Raw genomic sequence first — 19,018 nt, 5'->3', positions numbered from 1 at the left:
AATAGAATATTCTTATTTTAAAGAATAAAGGATAAATTAAAGGCAAAATCAAAAAATAAGCATTTAAATTAAAAATAAAAGACAATGTTTAGATAACCTAATTAAGTATGAAAAATTGCTTAAAAATAATAAAAAATGAAGCCTGAAATGATTGAAAAATATGAAACTCAAATGGAAAATTTTGAAAAAAATTTAAAAAAATAATAAAAAATCTAAAAATAAAAATAAGAAAAAAATTTAAAAAAATAATAAAAAATCTAAAAAAATATAAAAAATGAAAAAATAATGAAAAAAGAATTATGGATATTTAATTATCCTGAATCAGTAGATCCTGAAGAAGATCCTCCACCATCAGAGGAACCTCCACCATCAGAAGATCCTCCACCATCAGAGGAACCTCCACCATCAGAGGAACCTCCACCATCAGAAGATCCAGAACCTGAATCACTAGGGGTAGGAGAAGGTGTGCTACCAGAACCAGATGATCCTCCAGAGTGACTTGGACTAACAGAATGGCTAGAACTTGAAGATCTAGGTTTATATTTCACACCAGAACTTGAAGAACTTGAACTACTGCTAACACTGGTATCTGTGCCATCATCAACTGTTAAATTCTCTGTTTCATTGATTGTTGTGTTAGTAACATTAGTTACATTTTCTTGCAATTCTGTATCCTCTGAGTTTCCTAATCCATTAGATATAAAAAGGAAACCGCAAACAAGTGCAGCAATTGCAATCAAGATAAGTAAAATAATAATTATTTTATTTCCAGTATCCATAGAATTACTCCTAAATTTTTTAAAACATTAGTAAATAATTTTTTTAGATTTACACAATAATGATATTTCTTTTTTAATAAATATAAACATTATCATAAATAGTGGCTTTTATAAGGAAAAATATTATATTATCGGATAAAATTAGTTCTTTGTTTTTCTTCTTCATGCTTAGGCAATTCTGCATTTTCAATTGATTTTAAAAACCATGCCATATTGCTTGCCAATGTTCTCATTGTTTGGAGACCTTCCAAATCTTGCTTTACCTCTTCAGGAGTGTTTCCATGAACACTATTCCAATATTGTGATGCAACCACTGGCATGCTTGAAATTGTGAAGTACTTGTTCAATCTATCAAAGCTTGCACTTGCACCACCTCTACGGCAGCTTACGATAGAAGCACCAGGTTTAAAGGCAAAATTGGAACTAGCTGCATAGAAAACCCTATCAAGTATAGCGCATAATGCACCGTTAGGACCAGCATAATAAACTGGAGAACCTATAATCACTCCATCAGATTCTATTAACTTATCAATTATTTCATTAGCAGGATCATCATCAAATGCACATTTTCCATTGTTATGGCCACATTTAAGACAAGCTATGCAACCTCTAACTGGTCTATTGCCAATCCAGAATATTTCACTGTCAACACCCTCTTTTTCCAATTGGTTTTTGATTTCAGTCAATGCTGTAAAAGTGCATCCTTCCTTATGTGGACTTCCATTAATTAATAAAACTTTCATTTTCTCACTCCAAAATTTGATTACTCATTATTAAAATTTTTAATTAGTATATATTATTTAATTAATTATTAGTTTTATATTTTAGGATAAAATTAATAAAAACTATAAAAATATGGAAAAATGATAAAAAATTAAAATAAAAAATAATAAAAAATAAAAATTTAAAAATAAAAAATAAAAAAGAAAAGAATAAACTATATTGTAGAAAAAGAAAGAATAATAGTTTAATCTTAAATATGATTTATTTCATTAAAATACAAAATATCATCACAAATTACTTCAAGCAAGTCCTTATCGTGACTGACCGCTAATATACCTATATTATTAGCTTTACAATGATTAATAAGCGCTTCCCATATCTGTACCTGTGTAACAGCATCAAGCATTGTGCTTATCTCATCTGCAATGATGAATTTTGTCTTTGGATTAAGAGACCTTAATATGCTGAAACGTTGCAATTCCCCACCGGAAAGTTCATTTGGCCAACGAGTCAGCCAATTATCCTTTAGACCAAAAGTGTCTTTCAAATCCTGTGGAGGAATCCATGATTCCCTCAATACCTTTTCCATCTTCCATTTAGGATTCATAGTCTTTTCAGGATGTTGGAAAATTAATTGAATAGGGTCATAACCATTTCTATTAACAGAATTACCATCAATAGTTACCTCACCAGTATAATTGCTAATATAACCGGAAATAACCTTACATAATGTACTCTTACCACTACCACTATCTCCAATTAATCCAATGATCTGATTACTGTTAAGAGATAATGAAACATCATTTAATATTGGTTTCTTCTTATGATATGAAAAAGAAATATTTTCTGCCTTAAGCTCCATCATTAACCCCCTCATCATTAAGTTCTTCTTCAGCTCCAACAACTTCTTCATCTTTAGCTTCTTCTTCAACTACTTCATCAGAAACAGACTCTTCAGAACCAAAACCATCTACGAATTCCTCAGAAACAGACTCTTCAGAAATAACTTTATCAAAATTAAAGCACCTAATCATTGCACCATCATGTTCAATAAGTTCTGGTTTTGATTGATTACATTTGTCTGAACGTATTTGGCAATTTTCATAATAAGGGCAACCAGTGACCTCCTCCAATGGTTGAACTCCTTCAGTTAACTTGAAACCATTTTTTGGCAATGCATCGACTAAAGCTTTGGTATATGGATGCAATAAGTTTTCAGAATTCAAGAAGTTTTCCACTTTATTGATTTCAATCACATACCCTGAATAGAATATTGCAATCCTATCTGCTGTCTTTAAAGCAACATCTATTTCGTGAGTAATCAGTAAGACACCTTTGCCTTGATCTTTTAATTTTCTAATGTCCTGAATTGTCTCTTCAACACTTTTTGCATCAAGACCAGGAGTAGGTTCATCGGCAATCAATAAATTAGGATCATTCAACAAAGCTGTAGATAATAATACTTTTCTCGCCATTCCACCAGATAACTCAAAAGGATACAAATCATCTACACTTTCATCCAACCCATATTTACTGAATACTTCCCTTTGCCTTATTTGTTTCTCTTTACGTTCATTATCGTCTTTACATTCACCGACAGCCTGTTGGGAAACTTTCATTAAAGGATCCAAGAAATTTACAGATTGAGGTATTAAGCAGATTTCCTTACCTCTTATTTTTTCTTTCATCTCTTGGTTTAAAACTTGCCCATTATATTTAACTTCTCCTGTCACATGAGCATTGTAAGGCAAAATACCTAAAATTGTGTGAGCTAAAAGACTTTTACCTGAACCACTGGAACCTAATACAGCTACGATTTCACTTTCACCAATATCAAGTGACAAATCAGAAATTACCTTTAAATCGTGCCTAACTAATCCTTGGACATACTGTGTAAAAGATATTGATAAATTATTTACTTCTAATAATTTCTCCATAATACCACCTAATCTAGTTATTTGCCTCTCCAGGGTCAAGCAAGCGTTTTAAATTATCTCCAATAATATCAAACAACAATACTACAATCAATAATGCAAGACCTGGGAAGAATGCTAACCACCAAGCGCCCATTGCAAGATAGGACATTGATTCGGATAGGATAATACCAATAGCGGGCTCATGTGGTGATAACCCAAATCCTAAGAATGTTATACTTGCTTCGTGCATAATTGCATGAGGGAATACAAGCAAGGTTCCTACAAATATTTGAGATATTACTAAAGGCAAAATATGCTCTTTTGCAATCCATAACTTGCTTCTACCTAATCTATTGGATAAAGCAACATATTCAGACGTATTGATTTGCAATACTTCCGCCCTAAGCACCCTAGTTAAGTTAACCCAGTGAGAAAATGCTACAGCCATAATTACACCGAATGCACCTTTACCTAATGCAATTGATATCATCATAAGCAATAATATATGGGGAATGGATGCAAACAAGTCAATTGCCCAAGAAACAGCCTCATCCAACCATTTATTTGCACTTGCAAGAAATGCTAAAATAGTGGCTATTATGCTGGAAATTACTGATGCACCGATACCAATGACAATACTTAAGCTTAAACCTTTTATTGTACGGGTAAACATGTCCCTTCCCATCCAATCAGTACCAAATGGATGAACCAATGAAGGAGCTTGCATTTTTATGGAAAAGTCTGTTGGTAAATTGGCATTAGTCATCCATCCGCAAATGAAAATAACCAATAAAATCAACCCAGTAAGACCAATGGTCAAAAGTGTTTTTTGCCTTAAGTTCAATGAACTGAATAATCCTTTATTGTACCATGGTATCTCAGTCATCATCATCACCCCTTAATCTTGGATCAACATATTTATAAATTATATCTGCAATAAGGTTTCCAGTAAATACAAAGATTGCACTGATAATCACAATACCAAGCAATAAGGGAACATCTGACCTTAAACCAGCAGCCACAGTTGCCTGTCCGATTCCAGGATATGCAAATACTTGTTCCACAAGAATGGTTCCACCGAATAATTCATTAAATGACAAGAATTGGATGGAAATAGCAGGAAGCAAAATATTTCTTATTCCGTGGTTTTTGATTATTCCCCAAAAGCTTTCACCTCTTGCTTGTGCAAACAAGAAATAATCACTTTTTTTTACTTGAATAAGCTTGTCTCTTGTGAACATTGTTAAGGAAGCTATTCCCACAATACTTAAAGTCACTGCAGGCAATATCAACCTGTATAACCATTGCCAGAAGGTTACTGTATCAGACAATTGGCCAATAGGTACAGAAAGCCCTATTGGGAACCAACCCAAGTAAACTGAAAATAGCATCAACAGCACCAATCCTATCCAAAAGGTAGGTGAAGATTGTAATATATAACTGTAGGTTTTAATCGCCTTATCAATCCAAGTACCTTCTTTAGCACCAGCAAGGACACCTAATCCGAAACCAAATATTCCAGAGATTACCCATGAAGTTGCCATAAGAGTTAATGAAGCTGTAAATTTCTGTACAATTACTTCTGTCACAGGAACTCGATAAATCAATGAAAAGCCCATGCTTCCAGTAGCTAAAGTTGAAAGCCAACCAACTACTCTTTCACCTAAAGATAAATTAGTTCCCCAATATTCTCCCATAATGGCCAATTGCTCCTGACTAACAATTCGTTGCCCTAAATAAGCTCTAACAGGATCAATAGGGGACATTTGTATCATTATAAAACTGATAGCGGCTATAACGATTAATAAAATTATTAATCTCACAACTTTCAATCCTAAAAATTTCGCTAAATTTTTACTATTAATTTTAATCAACCCATATAATCTATTAAAAAATCAGTATGAAAATACTTTAAAATCCTTAAAAATCATTTTAATTCTAAAAAATTATAAAAAATGCATGATAAATAATAAAAAAATTATTTAAAGAATCTTTTAATGAATATTAAAAAATCCTTGATAAAATAATTAAAAAATTATTTAAAGAATCTTTTAAAAAATTACTCAAAAATCTTAAAAAATTCTTTAAATGATTCTAAAAATAATTGGAATATCAAAAAATTATTAAAAATGATTTATTAAAAAATAAACCATTTTATATTAATAATTTTTAATTTTACAATTTCACTTGCATCAAATTTTTAACCATTTATGCAGTTTCATTTGTATCAAGACGTTTCCAGTCATAGATGTTACCCCAAATGTCTCCACCGTGTGGGTAGATGAGGTGAGTGCTGTTGGAAATGTCTAAGTCATCACTTACAAAGTAAGTGTAGTCCATAGTACCAATCCATAAGAATGAATTGTGGGAAGTAGCTTGTTTTGCAGCTTGCTTCCAAGTACTGTATGAAGCATCGGCAGGTTGAGCCATTGCTTTATCAATTAACGCATCTACAGCAGAATCTTGAAGATTTCCAGGGTTATCATAACCTACACAAGCTACATCTGAACCGTATTGGTGCTCAATTGAGTATGGATCCGCTGAACCGAATCCCCATACAACTCCTTGACTGTATTTGTCTGGGTCAATTTCATCCCAACTTGCACCTTTAGGAGTGATTTCAATACCTAATTCTTTTGCTTGCTCTGCTAAAGTTACTGCAATTGCTTGTCTTTCAACTGCGGATGCTTTATAGTATACAGTGAATTCAGCTTTTTGGCCGTCTTTTTCTCTGATACCATCACCATCAGTGTCTTTCCATCCTGCTTGTTCAAGAATGGTTTTTGCTTGATCTACTTGACCGTCTTTGTATCCAGCATCAAATGCCCATGGTAATTGGTTAGCCACACCAGTGTAGGATACATTACCATATCCGTTTAATGCACCATCTATTAACTCTTCTCTGTCAATACCAATAGCTAAAGCTTGTCTGACAGCAGGGTCTCCAGTTACATTGTTACCGATTGCAATGCCATCTTCACTTGTTTCTCCTTCATCCATTGTGGTTGGTAAGGAAACACCACGTACATCAATGGAATCGAAGTATTCCATATGATAACCTTCAATATCTTCATCAGCATATGCTACTGCTACTTCAGCAATGTCAACATCTCCATTTTTAACTGCTGCAAATGCTGCATCAGGGTCAAGGAAGAGGTTAGTAATTTTGTTGAAGTAAGGTTCTTCACCATAGTAATCAGGGTTTTTCTCTAAGATGAATTGTTGACCTTTGTCCCATTGAGCTAATTTATAAGGTCCAGAACCGATTGGATTTTGACCGTATGTTGCATTGTCATAAGTAGCTTCTGGAACGATACCCACATCAGTCAATTTGTTGATGAATGTGGAATCCGGTTGATCAAGAGTAAATACTACTTTATCTCCATCTGCTTTAGCTTCTTCCATATGGGTTAAGTCTGCACCTTCTCCAAACTCTTTAGCAGTGTTATAGGAGAAAGCTACATCTTTAGCGGTTAATTTGGAACCATCTGTGAATTTTACATCATCACGAATGGTTACAGTATATGTTTTCAAATCATCAGAAATTTCATAATCTGTTGCCAAGTCATTTACAAATTCGTTGTCAGCATTTCTTTTCAGAATTGTACTTTGAATTAATGGGTCTGTTCCGGAATCGTGGTATCCCCAACCGTGCATTGGGTCAAACCCGAATTCCGGTTCTTCACCGTGTGCTGCTACACAAGTGATTAACTCATCAGGAGCATGTTCAGATCCTCCTGTTAAAAAGTCAAACCAGCCTGCAGAAGCAGAACCTACGCTGATAATTGCTATTAATACAATTACAGAACCTACTAAAATCTTTCTATCCATATAATTTCCTCGTTAAATTACTTAAAAAATAACATCCTCCAGTATTACTATTTTAAACAAAATTCTAAAAAAGTAATACTAAATATAAAAAAGATATTACAATTATAATTATGATTTTAAAGTATATAAATGTAATACATTATTCTAAAAAAGTATTACTTTATTGTAAAAAATTAGTGAAAAAGTAATAAAAAAGTATTAATAAAAATGCTTAAAAGTAAAAAAAGTAATACAAAACCAGGTTAAATATAAAAATAATTGAAAAAAAGGGAAAAATAAGATAAAAAAGCATAAAATAATAATTAATTAATAAAAAAAGAAATTAACATAATAAAAAAAATAATGTAATAGTGAAAAATATGAAAAATTATTCTTTTAAGTATTCACAGACCTTTTCACCTGCAAATAAACATACTTCAACACATGGAGATTTGTCGTCACCATCTTTTGAGATGTATCCACAAGTTACAGATTCATACTTGTCCTTGAATTCATTGAATAACTTTTTGGAAGCGGAAATGATTTGCTTTTCATCTGCACCTAAAAGACCTAAAGCCATTACAGCACCGGTTACAGCACCACAGGTTCCTTCAGAGAAAGTTCCTCCAATTCCTCCAGAGAATCCTTTTGCAAGAAGAGCCAATTCTTCAGTAGGCATGCCTGCAACATCACAAATTCCCATAAGAGTTGCTTGTGAACAACTGTAATCCTTTCTGTATTCTTCGATTTTCTTTACTACTTCATTTGAATCCAATTCCATAATAATCACTCACAAATAATTTTAATCAAATTTTGAATAATTCGAATTATTTAAAACATTGTTATAGTTAGTATAAACTTTAATGTTAATAAATTTTTATAAATCAATTGAAAGAAAAAAAAATGTTTGAAAAAAATAATAGATAAAAAAGAGTGGAAAAAAGAAATAAAATAAAAAAAAGAAATAAAAAAAGACTAGTTGTGATAGGTTTCACAACTTTGTCTGCTTAAGGCATGTTTGTGAACATGCATATGCTTAATTCCATTATCAGTTTCGATTTCATCAATTATCTTAATGCCATCATGAGAATGTGAGTGCTCACCATCGTTGTGGAAATGATAATGTGAATGCTCTACATTTTCAGTATCGATTTTCTTAATTGAATCATCAAACTTCCTATCATACAGCAATGCTGCATTAAGCACTACAAGACAGGACCCTGCATTGTGAACAATAGCTCCAGTAACTGGATTCAACAATCCTAAAACGGAACATACAATAGCCACTGCATTGATTGTCATGGAAATGATAATGTTTGCCTTGATTGTAAACAATGTTGAATTTGAAAGCTTTTTAAGATATGGGATTTTTCCAATGTCATCACCTAAAAGTGCAATGTCTGCTGCTTCAATAGCAACATCACTTCCAACGGACCCCATAGCTACACTTACATCAGCAGTCTTAAGTGCAGGTGCATCATTTACACCATCACCAATCATACAGACTTTCTTGCCTTCGCTTTTAAGCTTTTCAATCCAATCAAGCTTTTCTTGAGGAAGAAGATTACCATATACCTTTCCAATTCCAACTTGAGAAGCAAAATAATTAGCAGTTTCAGTATTATCCCCTGTAAGCAATATTGTTTCAGTTCCCAATTCATGCAAGTTTTGTATCATGTCTTTGGAATCTTCACGTATCACATCAGACAATCCAATCAAACCGACTACACTATCATTTAAAGCCACGATAATTGAAGCCTTACCTTCATGTTTTAACTGGTTTAGTTCACTATCAACATTAAAATCAATATTATTTTCTGATAAAAATTTGGAGTTTCCTGCATATACTTGACCATAAGAGTTCTTACAACTTACCCCTTTTCCAGGGAACATCTTAAAGTCTTGTGGTTCTTCAATATCAATTTCAACTTCTTTTGCTTTGTCTACAACAGCTTTAGCCAATGGATGCTCACTTAATTTCTCACAAGAGGCAACTATCTTTAAGACATCCATGTCATCCAAATCATCTTTCAAGGAAATAATATCTGAAACTGCTAAATTACCATAAGTTAAAGTACCTGTTTTATCGAACACTAATGTATTCAATCCACCTAATGTCTCTAAAGCTTCACCAGATTTAATGAGCACTCCATATTTTGTTGCCTGACCAATAGCTGCCATAATTGCAGTTGGTGTGGCAAGTATCAATGCACATGGACAGAATACTACGAGGACTGTTACTCCCCTTTCAATATTTCCTGTAATGAGCCATGCTGCAATTGCAATTATCAATGCAACAGGAACAAGCCATGTTGCCCATTTGTCTGCAATCCTTTGAGTTGGAGCTTGCTTTTCATCAGCTGCCTTTACAAGGTCAATCAACTTTTGAAGTGAAGAGTTTTCACCTAAACTGGTTGCTTTAATGTCAATTGCACCATACAAATTCATGGTACCGCAGAACACCTCATCCCCTACATCCTTATCAATCGGCAATGATTCCCCAGTCATGATGGATTGATCAAGAGAAGAGGTACCGTTTATAATTTCACCGTCAACAGGTACACTTTCACCAGGAAGAATTCTCAAAGTATCTCCGATTTTAATCTCATCAACGGAAATCATTTCTTCCTTGCCATCCACAATTCTTCTACCTGTTTGTGGAGTTAAATTAATAAGATTTCTTAAACCTTTTTTAGCTCTTTCAACTGTCCAGTCTTCTAAAAGAGCACCTAAAGCCATAATCCATGCAACTTCACCTGCTGCAAATATCTCACCAATCAAGAGTGATGCCACCATAGCGATTGCAATAAGAAGCGCAGATGAAATCCACTTTTCACGGATTAATCTGGTTAAAGCCAATAATAACATTGGAATACCACTTATTATTACCGCACCCCAAGCAGGGTTTAGGTAAATTGGAGTGTCAATTCCAAGTATCATGAAAATAACAGCGATTACGAGAAATATAGCTGAAATAATGGTCATTTTCAAACCAAATAAGAAATCAGTTATTTCATCAATCAATATAGACACCTTCTTTTATAATTTTTCATTGAAATTTTATTGTAAATTAAAAAGTATTACTTTTTTCTACTTTTTTGTATGTTTAGTATTACTAATTATTAATCTATGTCAAGAATTATATAAATGTTATTACTTTTTTGTATATTTTAGTATGAAAAGTATTACTTTTAGAAAAAATTTTAAAAAAATATAAAAATAGTATTACTTTTTTGTTGTTTTTTGAGTAAAAAGTATTACTTTTAGAAAATGTTTAAAAAAAATATAAATAATTAGTGAAAAAACAATGAAATATTTTAAAAAAAGTTATAATAAAATAAAAAAATTAAAAAAAGATAAGAGTAAACTAAATTTACTCAGATTAAACAATTTTCCTAATTAAAACAGAAGTGTTGTTTGTCTTACCTCTTGGAAGCAACATTACTTCCTGATGGAATCCTCTTGTATCCTTTTCAGTTACTGGAGAATAAAGAATAGCTCTCATACCAGTATAAGTTCTGTAAAGTACAGGAGTCTTCTCGTCAACAACATCCCAAACATTTGCAAATACCCTATCCTTAGGTTCAGCAAAGGCTGCAATCATCAAGATGTCATAATCCAAGTCTGCAATGGTCTTTTCATTACCTGTTATAATCTCAATTCCTTCATCAAGGTCTAAACGTTTTAATACTTTTCTTGACAATTCAGCAACATCAGGATCTTGTTCAATACCAATACATTTGCATCCAGTTACCATATTAAACATGATTATTGTTAATGGCAAAGGACCGCTTCCTAAGAATACAAAAGTCTTGTTTTCATTGAATTTAGCCAATTGCATCTCATTTTCAATTAGTCCAATATACCTGTCATAGAAATGGAATGAATCCAAAACAGCTTTAGGATCATCAGATTCCAATATCTTCATAGCATTTTCACGTTCTAATCTTGCACCGATATAAACATAGAACTTACGAATCAACTGCAATGCCTTATTCATTTTCTCATCATCTAGAATATGCTTTGCAGAGTCAAAGTCTATTTCCTTGTCATGGGCAATGACTTCAATATCATCCAAGATCTTTGTAATCTCCTCAATGTCAGTGCCGTCCAATGCAGAAATGCCTTCAGTATCTAAATCCCCATAACTTGAAAGTTTATTTGCAATCTCTTCAATTGTTCCCCAATATTTATAGCAACTCATTTTATCACACAAAAGTCTTTAAAAAAATATCATTAATTCAAAAAGTTTATTTTTTAATTTTATATAAAAAAATGTAAAATTAAATTTAATTTATATTTTATATTTAAAGATATATAAATTTTAAATTAAAATTAATAAAATAAATTTTATTTACTTGATAAATTCTTTACCATATGAACTGTCTGAAGCTCATTATTTGTATCCCAAGTAACATTGAATCCCACCTTTTTCCAAAAGCTAAATCCTGCTTCAAGATTCTTATGGGTATGCAAATAAATCTCATTGAAGTTATTTTCACAGCAGAACTCTTCAACAACATTATATAATTGTGTAGCCAATCCACAACGCCTATAATACTTATCTACAAACAGTCTCCAAATGCTTGCTGTGGATTCCTTTGAGTATAATCCTTGAAATTCCATAAAGTCTTTATCATACTGCCTAACCGCTATGGTAGCAATGATTCTCCCATTACCACTATCCTCAACATAAAACAGCCTGTTTTTCTTGCAATCTATATAATACTTGTTCAAGTCTATTATATCCTTATGCCAAGATGGAATGTAACCATAGCCATATTCAGACCTTATTTGAGAAAACAGGAAATTCCTAACCCTAATCTTTGTATCACAATCATCAGACAATTGCTTAATGGTAAAATTCATTTGATCACTTTAATCATTTTTAAGAATAATTAATATAATTCATAACTAAATTAAAAAAATAAAAAATCAAAAAGTAATACTTATTATGAAAAAAATATTATATTAATACTTTATATTAAATAATTATGATTTAATATATAAAAATATTTCTAAAAAAAGTAATACCAAATAGCTTATTTTAGGTAAATAAGTAATAATTATTACTAAAATCCATTTTACTTATATATTAAGTAATAATTTTCAATTTTAAAAAGTATTACTCTTTAATATTATAAAATAAGTAAAAATAGATAGAATATTAATACTGAAAATATTGGAAGAAAATAAGAGAAAAATTGGATATAAAACAAGAAAAATAATGAAAATTAAGAAAAAATAGAAAAAAGAAAAAAGTAATAAATAGCTAAAAATAGCTATTTAAATTTTAAAAACTAAGAATAAACACTAAATTTATTCGATACCGAAGGATTTTTTGAGCAATTCAGCGTTAACGAATCCTTCTTTGTATAATTTACCAGTAGTTAAATCGTTGATAACAACTTCAGCTGGTGCAAACATTCCTTTGTCGATTTGGTAGAAATCAAATCCTGCATCTTTAAATACATCAAAGAATGGTTTACCATATCCGTCAGCTGCAGAAGATGGTAATTGAGCTGCTACTGCTGCAATGTCATCTCCTTCTTCAGATTTGACGTAGTAGTAAGTTCTTCCACCGAATAAAACTGCATCGTTGGTTTTACCCATAGCTTTTAATCCATCTGGGTCAATAGGTGCAATTGGTGCAATACCTGCTGCATGTACAACTTTTTTAACATCGAATTTTAAGAATTCTAACATTTTGTAGGTACCGTTTTCTACAACTCTTCCTGCAATTTGGATGGATCCAACTAAGGAAGCGGTAGGAGCTACAAGCAAGAATACATTTGCTACATCTACACCACATTCATCTGCAATGTATTGAGCTACGTCTTCACCAGGCAATACATCAGCTTCTAAAGTTAAGATTGCGAGATCCGCTTCATCTTTGTAATCAATTTCCTCATAGGTTTCAGCTGGTTTTAAGGATAATGCTCTAGCTGGACCGGAACCTAATGCAAAGAATTCACCTACAGAAACAGACCAACCTGCTTTTTGTGCACCTAAAGTGGAAATAGCTGGGAAATCGGTTTTTATTTTTACAGAAGGTAATGCGAATTTTTCAGATAAGTCTCCAGGAATGGAAATACCTACATCAGCTAATCCTCCAAGACATACTTTAGTATATAATTCACCTGCTTTAAAACTACCAGCAACATTTACACCACAGTCAATAACGGTTGCTCCATTTCCTAATTTGGAAACAGCAATGTTAAGGTCGTCAGCTTTTTCAATCATTACATCTACAGTTTTTTTAGCTTCTAAATTGACACTAACCATAGTTTAACCTCAATTAAAATATATTTTAATTTATAATTAGTTTATTCAAATAAAAATAATTAAATTGATTTAAAATTATTGATTTAAATTGAATTTACTTATTGATAATGAATAAAATATTATAATAATAATTTTAATTAACTAACTATTTAAAATTTTATAAAATTATTCCAATGCAAAATTGTTATTATAAACAATATCACAAAAATTAAAAATTAAAACAACAATGAGAATAAAACAATGATAAAAAACAACAATATAAAAAACAATAACAATAGTTAAATTAAATAAATAATAAAAATTAATTCATATAATGAAATTTTTACAATATATAATGATTTTTTTAACAAATTTTAAATGGAGATAAAATGGCTAAAAAAGTAATAGCGGTTAATGCAGGACCAAGAAAAGGATGGAATACTGACACTTTAATTGATGAAGCGATAAAAGGAGCGGAATCTGCAGGAGCGGAAGTACAGAAATTCAACTTGTTCCGTTTGGAAAAGTACACAGGTTGCGTTTCATGCTTCGGTTGTAAAAAAGAGAAATACAAAGGACGTTGCATACGAAAAGACGGTTTGACAGAAGTATTGGATGCAATCCGTGAAGCTGATGGATTGATAATAGGATCACCAAACTATTTAGGTGAACTTACAGCATCATTTAGAGCACTTTATGAAAGATTGGTATTCCAAAACTTAACATACAATACAGAGACTCCATGCTGTAATGAAAATCCAATTCCAACATTGCTCATAATGACAAGCAATGCACCTGACACCATGTATGAAGAATTGCTTAAAAATTATCAAAATGTATTCAATGGCTTTGTAGGACCAACTGAAGTCTTTGTATCTGGAGAAACACTTCAGCTTAAGGATTACAGCAAAACCGATTGGCCATGGTTCTTCAATGCTGAAGAAAGATATGAAAGACATGAAAAGATTTTCCCTAAGGAAAGAAAAGAAGCTTTCGAAAAAGGAAAAGAATTAGTTAAATAATTGATGAAATCGAAGAAACTTTCAAGCTTATGTATGGAAAACCAAAAGACTTGATCAAACCTATCATCTACACAGATGACTTATAGATTAATCTTTCATATTTTCTTTTTTATTTTTTTATAATTTTTTCTATTTTTCGTTTGAACTACTATTTCCGTATTAATATTTTCTTAAAATTCCAATTGTTCTGCAATGCACATCTTACAGACTGCATTAGGAGAATCAGCATTTGCATCCTTTACAGGGCAATAATACTTCCCATTTATTTCCTCCACATACAATGAACCAGGAAATGGAGTTCCCACAGGATGTATTGGCTCTTCAAGAATAAAAGTAGTGTATAGTGATATGATAGCATAAACCAATGGAAATTTTGTTTTATGGCTTAATGACTCAGAATCCTCATAGGATTGCAATGTTGCCACTGCATCTATAAACTCTTCCTTATCTATTTTATGTGTATAATGATTATTATTGGCCCTTACTTCATTTAAGCGAGCTAAAAAGTATTTTGCATATACTCCATGACTTTTCTTTTTATAGCTATCTTGAACATACTTGCTTTCCTCAATCAGTTCTGCATTGATTTCCATCAAGTCAAATACAGATACTGTTCCAGCATAATCCTTTAAAATCTGTAAAAGAGCATCATTGGATATGCTATCCTCTCCAATAACAACATTTGAAAATTCCTTATACATTTCCTCATTTATAGTCATGAAATCACTCAATCATTTTTAAAATGCATTTTTTTATTAAAAAAAAATTAAAAAATGATGAAATATATTTTCCTTAATGACTTAAATATATAATTTATATAAATCCAAAGGAATAACCTGCATTTTTGCAAACGCAATAACGACATAATGACCTTTCATCCTTAATGTGGATAATCCGGTTCTTGCATTTGTATTCACCGTTTTCCAAAAAGACATCATACTTTGTAGGATTATCTCCAAAAGGATGCAATGGCTTTTTAGCTATTAAAACAAGATATAAAGAAAGTTCTCTTGTGAAATCCCTTGTTTCAATGTCTCCTGGATCATAAACGCTAAAATAATAGTTTACATCATCTTCTATATTCTTAATTACAGCATCTTTTATTTCATAGTCCTCTTCAATATTCTTTTCATATATCTCATCATAAATTGAAGAATTATAAATAGCTAATCGTTTTGTAATGCTATCAGGATATCTATCATCCATAGCTTTTCTCTTTAAATAGTCTATAGGATAATCTTTCAAATTTTCTCTTATTTTTTCCAATAAATCTGTTGCTTTCATGAATGACACCTGATAATCAATAAATGAAAATTCTAAAAAAAGTAAAAAAAAGAGTTAATTAAACTCTTTAGCCAAATCAGAGAGAATTCTTAGCTTTTCTTTTGCAATTGGAATATCAACTTTTCTTAAACCGCAATCAGGATCAAGGAGCATGTTTTCCTTGCCTACTGCTGCAATACCTCTTTCAACTAGAGCTTTAACTTCTTCTTTGTCATCAACAGCATTTACAGCTGAATCGACACATCCGAATCCTAATTTTTTGCCTTTAAGCAAATCCGCATTTGCTTCAAGAACACCAATATTCACATTGTTTCCAGCAAATTCACAATCCAATATATCAATAGGGAACTTTGCAATTTCCTTGAAACATCCATCAAGATTACCGCATACATGCATTCCCATAGGCATTTCAATGCCATCGGTAAGGATTCCTATCGCTTCTTTTGCAACCTTTAAGTCAACCATGCCAGTAGATAAGAAGGGTTCATCGATTTGAACATATTTTGCTCCAGCCTTCTCAGCAGACTCCACCTCACGTCTTAATGCATAAGCGCAATCAATGATAGCAGGATTTCTCTCCTTGTAAAATGATTCAACTCTTGAAGAGTGAACAATAGTGGAAGGTCCAGTCAACATTAGCTTTACTCCTTTCTTGCTTGCCTCATCCTCACTCATGTTCCTATCCTTAATCTCTTTTTTAAGGACATTTAGAGCAAATTTCAAGTCCTTGATCATTATATCCACTTGAGGGGCCCTTATCTTGGATACAATAACTGAAGAATTCATTTCATATGAGAATCCTGGAATATGCTTTACAAAGGAACCTACCATATCCCCTCTTGGCTGACCGTCTCCAATAATGTCTATTCCACAGTCCAATTGCAATTTGACTGCCTCTTCAATAGCTATCTTATAAGGATCATAGAATCCAATTGAAGACTTTATCTTTTCACCAAGAGTTTCAGGTTCCTTCAAATCAATCCCAAAACTACCTACAACAGTTGTAATCAAATAATCACCATCAATAAACTAAAATAATAAATTTAAATCGTTAATATTAATTAAACACCAATATCCATTGCTCTGACATCTGCAATTTCTTCTGGACTAATTGGAATTTTAATAGCTGCAGTTCCATGGCAAGGCTTGGTATAGGTAATCAATATTGTTCCTTCATCCTCATTGATTCCCACAGGTATTGGAGGAAGACCTATCAATCTTGCGCCTAAGACCTTATCACCCGGATTTACATGAATGATTTCCTTTGCATTCTCTTCAATGAGCTTATAGCATTGCTTGACTCCTGAACGTTGAACGAGTATTTCATAATCATCATTTTGTTGCAAATATGTTTCTAAACAGAAAGACATCTAATCACCATCCTTTCTTTAATAAATAGTTAAATATAATTTATCTCCAATTAAAATTTTTCCTTATTCCTCTAAAGTTTTTAAATATTTGTCAAATCTTACCTTAATTGGATTTGGATTATGGAAAGCTCTTACAGCAATGATATCTGCATCAGTGGATGATTCAACCATATCTGCAAATTCAGCCACTTCTTCCGCTTCCCTTGAAAATACAATAGCTAATGCCTTGCATTTCAATATATGATAATAGGTTATGAAGAAAGTAGCTGCTGCATCCTTGTGAACGCAACCCACCAATAAGTCATAATCTCCTTCCTCAATCTCATCCAAACATTTTTCAATATCAACTCTTTTTTTAACGTAAACCCCTTCAGGATCTGAAATATCCAATATCTTTCCTGCTGCAGGATTGCTTGATACTGTTACATCATAGCCCATTTGGCCTAATTTGTATGAAGCATACAATCCAATAGGAGTTTGTGAAGGAGCTTCAGGACATCCAAGTAAAACTAATGCTTTCATTTTATCACTTTAATAATTTTTAAATAAAAATATTTTATAAATTTTCATTATTAATTTTAGAATAATTAATCACTTTATACTTTTGTTAATTATTATAAATAAAATTAATTAATATGACAGACAAATAGATTGAAAATTAGTACAAAAAGGAAAAATAAAAAAGTAAAAAGTAAAAAAATAAATGAAAATAATAAATTAAAAGAAAAAATGGAAATGAAAAACAATCCCATTTATTTAGTCATCACTGCTGCCGCCATTATAAACAGAACCTGGTGCAAAAGGATCCAATGGATGAGTTCTCATCCAATATCCACAGTTCCAGCAACGACCATCACTATCCAATGGATAACCGCAAATAGGACAAATAAGCATAATATCACCTAAATAAATAAGCTCCTAAGGCAAGTATTCATCATTAAAATCATCATAGTCATAATCATCAGGACTTCCAAAATGAGCCATATATCCACATACCCAACAGTTTCCTTCGTCGTCTAATTCACTTCCGCAAGCAGGACATAAACCATACATAAAATTCCCCCTAGAACTTTCAAATATCTGATCAAATATCTATTTAATAAATATTTCATTTAATAATTATAATGATTATAGTTACATTTAAAGTTTTCTATATTGTTAAGAAACAATAATCAATACTTACGTACAGAATAAAGCTCATCTCGATAGAATACATGATTATAATCCAATTCCTCATCCATATTCACCAATTTATAAGGCATGTCTCCCCTTTGATAAATCAATAAATCCGTAGCGCTAAAATCACTTAATTCATAAATGACATAATCAATAATCCTTTGTTCATCTTTAGTGAAATTAAACAATGGAATCTGCCTTATATAATACCTTTTGATTAGATAGTAATAGTAAACCTCTTGCCTATAATAAAGATTATGAGACCTTATCAACTGATTCATAATCTCATTGAAATGCTTGGGAACTATTCCAATCCTTGATTTTAGATAAACCTCATTGGTCAATGATTCACCGTATAATTCATAATAATTGAAGTCAATGAAATAGAGCAAAACCGAAATAATCGTTTTTCCAAGGTTTTCCTTATGTGTGCAACGTGATATGATGTATAGTATAATCTTTATGTACTTTTCTTTTTTAAAATCCATATTAAACACCAATCATCAATTCAATAATCAAATAAACCAAATAAAATGATTTAAATTTAATATTGTAAATTAAAAAAGAGTAACCATATGAACACTAAAATATTAGTTTCAACTTGCTATTAAAGGAAAAGAAAGAGCATATGAAAATTAATGAAAATCAATTAAAAATATTTATATAATATAAAA

The 19,018-nt window shown here is 31.6% G+C and carries 21 protein-coding genes; 1 reads left to right on the top strand and 20 read right to left on the bottom strand.

Annotated features, from left to right (window positions below; translation table 11 throughout):
• Nucleotides 1-311: 311 nt before the first annotated feature.
• From ACJMLB_RS03370 to mch, 12 genes are all read right to left on the bottom strand, one after another.
• Nucleotides 312-779 carry a hypothetical protein gene (locus ACJMLB_RS03370; RefSeq protein WP_405323673.1) on the bottom strand — a complete coding sequence of 156 codons (468 nt, stop codon included), beginning with the start codon at nucleotides 777-779 and terminating at the stop codon, nucleotides 312-314.
• A 128-nt stretch (nucleotides 780-907) separates the two neighbouring features.
• Entirely contained in the window at nucleotides 908-1,522 is a 615-nt protein-coding gene (locus tag ACJMLB_RS03365) for a flavodoxin family protein (protein WP_405323672.1), read from the bottom strand.
• Between the two features lie 230 nt (nucleotides 1,523-1,752).
• Nucleotides 1,753-2,364 (bottom strand): ABC transporter ATP-binding protein, encoded by a 612-nt coding sequence (locus ACJMLB_RS03360; RefSeq protein WP_405323670.1) that lies wholly within the window; start codon nucleotides 2,362-2,364, stop codon nucleotides 1,753-1,755.
• Entirely contained in the window at nucleotides 2,354-3,439 is a 1,086-nt protein-coding gene (locus ACJMLB_RS03355; protein WP_405323669.1) for an oligopeptide/dipeptide ABC transporter ATP-binding protein, read from the bottom strand. The genes ACJMLB_RS03360 and ACJMLB_RS03355 overlap by 11 nt, the downstream gene beginning before the upstream one ends.
• 13 nt (nucleotides 3,440-3,452) lie before the next feature.
• Nucleotides 3,453-4,307 (bottom strand): ABC transporter permease, encoded by an 855-nt coding sequence (locus tag ACJMLB_RS03350; protein ID WP_405323667.1) that lies wholly within the window; start codon nucleotides 4,305-4,307, stop codon nucleotides 3,453-3,455.
• Entirely contained in the window at nucleotides 4,297-5,193 is an 897-nt protein-coding gene (locus tag ACJMLB_RS03345; RefSeq protein ID WP_405323666.1) for an ABC transporter permease, read from the bottom strand. The genes ACJMLB_RS03350 and ACJMLB_RS03345 overlap by 11 nt, the downstream gene beginning before the upstream one ends.
• A 433-nt stretch (nucleotides 5,194-5,626) precedes the next feature.
• Entirely contained in the window at nucleotides 5,627-7,249 is a 1,623-nt protein-coding gene (locus tag ACJMLB_RS03340; RefSeq protein ID WP_405323665.1) for an ABC transporter substrate-binding protein, read from the bottom strand.
• 367 nt (nucleotides 7,250-7,616) lie between these two features.
• Nucleotides 7,617-8,009: a C-GCAxxG-C-C family protein gene (locus tag ACJMLB_RS03335; RefSeq protein WP_296856393.1), complete on the bottom strand. Its 393-nt coding sequence runs from the start codon at nucleotides 8,007-8,009 to the stop codon at nucleotides 7,617-7,619.
• 194 nt (nucleotides 8,010-8,203) lie between these two features.
• Nucleotides 8,204-10,252: a heavy metal translocating P-type ATPase gene (locus ACJMLB_RS03330; protein ID WP_405323664.1), complete on the bottom strand. Its 2,049-nt coding sequence runs from the start codon at nucleotides 10,250-10,252 to the stop codon at nucleotides 8,204-8,206.
• A gap of 358 nt (nucleotides 10,253-10,610) precedes the next feature.
• Entirely contained in the window at nucleotides 10,611-11,432 is an 822-nt protein-coding gene (locus ACJMLB_RS03325) for a nicotianamine synthase family protein (RefSeq protein WP_405323662.1), read from the bottom strand.
• Nucleotides 11,433-11,578: 146 nt separating this feature from the next.
• Complete coding sequence (locus ACJMLB_RS03320; RefSeq protein ID WP_405323660.1) at nucleotides 11,579-12,097, bottom strand: GNAT family N-acetyltransferase; 519 nt, start codon at nucleotides 12,095-12,097, stop codon at nucleotides 11,579-11,581.
• 450 nt (nucleotides 12,098-12,547) lie between these two features.
• Nucleotides 12,548-13,513: a methenyltetrahydromethanopterin cyclohydrolase gene (mch, locus tag ACJMLB_RS03315; RefSeq protein ID WP_405323658.1), complete on the bottom strand. Its 966-nt coding sequence runs from the start codon at nucleotides 13,511-13,513 to the stop codon at nucleotides 12,548-12,550.
• A gap of 368 nt (nucleotides 13,514-13,881) precedes the next feature.
• Here mch and ACJMLB_RS03310 point away from each other — a divergent pair, with 368 nt between their 5' ends.
• Nucleotides 13,882-14,514 carry a flavodoxin family protein gene (locus tag ACJMLB_RS03310; RefSeq protein WP_405323656.1) on the top strand — a complete coding sequence of 211 codons (633 nt, stop codon included), beginning with the start codon at nucleotides 13,882-13,884 and terminating at the stop codon, nucleotides 14,512-14,514.
• A 170-nt stretch (nucleotides 14,515-14,684) separates the two neighbouring features.
• Here ACJMLB_RS03310 and ACJMLB_RS03305 read toward each other — a convergent pair whose 3' ends face one another.
• From ACJMLB_RS03305 to ACJMLB_RS03270, 8 genes are all read right to left on the bottom strand, one after another.
• Nucleotides 14,685-15,233 (bottom strand): DUF2115 domain-containing protein, encoded by a 549-nt coding sequence (locus ACJMLB_RS03305; RefSeq protein WP_405323655.1) that lies wholly within the window; start codon nucleotides 15,231-15,233, stop codon nucleotides 14,685-14,687.
• 94 nt (nucleotides 15,234-15,327) lie between these two features.
• On the bottom strand, nucleotides 15,328-15,798 hold the full coding sequence (locus ACJMLB_RS03300) for a DUF2115 family protein (protein WP_405323653.1): 471 nt from the start codon (nucleotides 15,796-15,798) through the stop codon (nucleotides 15,328-15,330).
• Nucleotides 15,799-15,852: 54 nt separating this feature from the next.
• Complete coding sequence (locus ACJMLB_RS03295; protein ID WP_405323651.1) at nucleotides 15,853-16,809, bottom strand: methionine synthase; 957 nt, start codon at nucleotides 16,807-16,809, stop codon at nucleotides 15,853-15,855.
• 50 nt (nucleotides 16,810-16,859) lie between these two features.
• Complete coding sequence (locus ACJMLB_RS03290) at nucleotides 16,860-17,168, bottom strand: DUF1894 domain-containing protein (protein WP_292776563.1); 309 nt, start codon at nucleotides 17,166-17,168, stop codon at nucleotides 16,860-16,862.
• 63 nt (nucleotides 17,169-17,231) lie between these two features.
• A complete protein-coding gene (locus ACJMLB_RS03285; protein ID WP_405323649.1) occupies nucleotides 17,232-17,690 on the bottom strand; it encodes a DUF1890 domain-containing protein in 459 nt (152 codons plus the stop codon).
• Between the two features lie 234 nt (nucleotides 17,691-17,924).
• Nucleotides 17,925-18,062, bottom strand: a complete 138-nt coding sequence (locus tag ACJMLB_RS03280) for a hypothetical protein (RefSeq protein WP_292776569.1) — start codon at nucleotides 18,060-18,062, stop codon at nucleotides 17,925-17,927.
• A 24-nt stretch (nucleotides 18,063-18,086) separates the two neighbouring features.
• Nucleotides 18,087-18,221 carry a hypothetical protein gene (locus ACJMLB_RS03275; protein ID WP_292788714.1) on the bottom strand — a complete coding sequence of 45 codons (135 nt, stop codon included), beginning with the start codon at nucleotides 18,219-18,221 and terminating at the stop codon, nucleotides 18,087-18,089.
• Between the two features lie 119 nt (nucleotides 18,222-18,340).
• Nucleotides 18,341-18,832: a type II toxin-antitoxin system antitoxin SocA domain-containing protein gene (locus ACJMLB_RS03270; RefSeq protein ID WP_405323647.1), complete on the bottom strand. Its 492-nt coding sequence runs from the start codon at nucleotides 18,830-18,832 to the stop codon at nucleotides 18,341-18,343.
• Nucleotides 18,833-19,018: the final 186 nt, after the last annotated feature.

This window comes from Methanobrevibacter sp., assembly GCF_045114555.1.
Taxonomy (GTDB): domain Archaea; phylum Methanobacteriota; class Methanobacteria; order Methanobacteriales; family Methanobacteriaceae; genus Methanobrevibacter.
The sequence above is the reverse complement of the archived record's forward strand: the minus strand, read 5'-3'. Positions and strand labels throughout refer to the sequence as shown.

Coding starts and splice junctions, on each gene's coding strand:
- ACJMLB_RS03335 (WP_296856393.1), bottom strand. CDS start 8,009: ATGGAATTGGATTCAAATGAAGTAGTAAAGAAAATCGAAGAATACAGA.
- mch (WP_405323658.1), bottom strand. CDS start 13,513: ATGGTTAGTGTCAATTTAGAAGCTAAAAAAACTGTAGATGTAATGATT.
- ACJMLB_RS03300 (WP_405323653.1), bottom strand. CDS start 15,798: ATGAAAGCAACAGATTTATTGGAAAAAATAAGAGAAAATTTGAAAGAT.
- ACJMLB_RS03285 (WP_405323649.1), bottom strand. CDS start 17,690: ATGAAAGCATTAGTTTTACTTGGATGTCCTGAAGCTCCTTCACAAACT.
- ACJMLB_RS03290 (WP_292776563.1), bottom strand. CDS start 17,168: ATGTCTTTCTGTTTAGAAACATATTTGCAACAAAATGATGATTATGAA.
- ACJMLB_RS03305 (WP_405323655.1), bottom strand. CDS start 15,233: ATGACTATAAATGAGGAAATGTATAAGGAATTTTCAAATGTTGTTATT.
- ACJMLB_RS03355 (WP_405323669.1), bottom strand. CDS start 3,439: ATGGAGAAATTATTAGAAGTAAATAATTTATCAATATCTTTTACACAG.
- ACJMLB_RS03350 (WP_405323667.1), bottom strand. CDS start 4,307: ATGATGACTGAGATACCATGGTACAATAAAGGATTATTCAGTTCATTG.
- ACJMLB_RS03270 (WP_405323647.1), bottom strand. CDS start 18,832: ATGGATTTTAAAAAAGAAAAGTACATAAAGATTATACTATACATCATA.
- ACJMLB_RS03280 (WP_292776569.1), bottom strand. CDS start 18,062: ATGCTTATTTGTCCTATTTGCGGTTATCCATTGGATAGTGATGGTCGT.
- ACJMLB_RS03320 (WP_405323660.1), bottom strand. CDS start 12,097: ATGAATTTTACCATTAAGCAATTGTCTGATGATTGTGATACAAAGATT.
- ACJMLB_RS03340 (WP_405323665.1), bottom strand. CDS start 7,249: ATGGATAGAAAGATTTTAGTAGGTTCTGTAATTGTATTAATAGCAATT.
- ACJMLB_RS03345 (WP_405323666.1), bottom strand. CDS start 5,193: ATGATACAAATGTCCCCTATTGATCCTGTTAGAGCTTATTTAGGGCAA.
- ACJMLB_RS03365 (WP_405323672.1), bottom strand. CDS start 1,522: ATGAAAGTTTTATTAATTAATGGAAGTCCACATAAGGAAGGATGCACT.
- ACJMLB_RS03360 (WP_405323670.1), bottom strand. CDS start 2,364: ATGGAGCTTAAGGCAGAAAATATTTCTTTTTCATATCATAAGAAGAAA.
- ACJMLB_RS03325 (WP_405323662.1), bottom strand. CDS start 11,432: ATGAGTTGCTATAAATATTGGGGAACAATTGAAGAGATTGCAAATAAA.
- ACJMLB_RS03370 (WP_405323673.1), bottom strand. CDS start 779: ATGGATACTGGAAATAAAATAATTATTATTTTACTTATCTTGATTGCA.
- ACJMLB_RS03275 (WP_292788714.1), bottom strand. CDS start 18,221: ATGTATGGTTTATGTCCTGCTTGCGGAAGTGAATTAGACGACGAAGGA.
- ACJMLB_RS03310 (WP_405323656.1), top strand. CDS start 13,882: ATGGCTAAAAAAGTAATAGCGGTTAATGCAGGACCAAGAAAAGGATGG.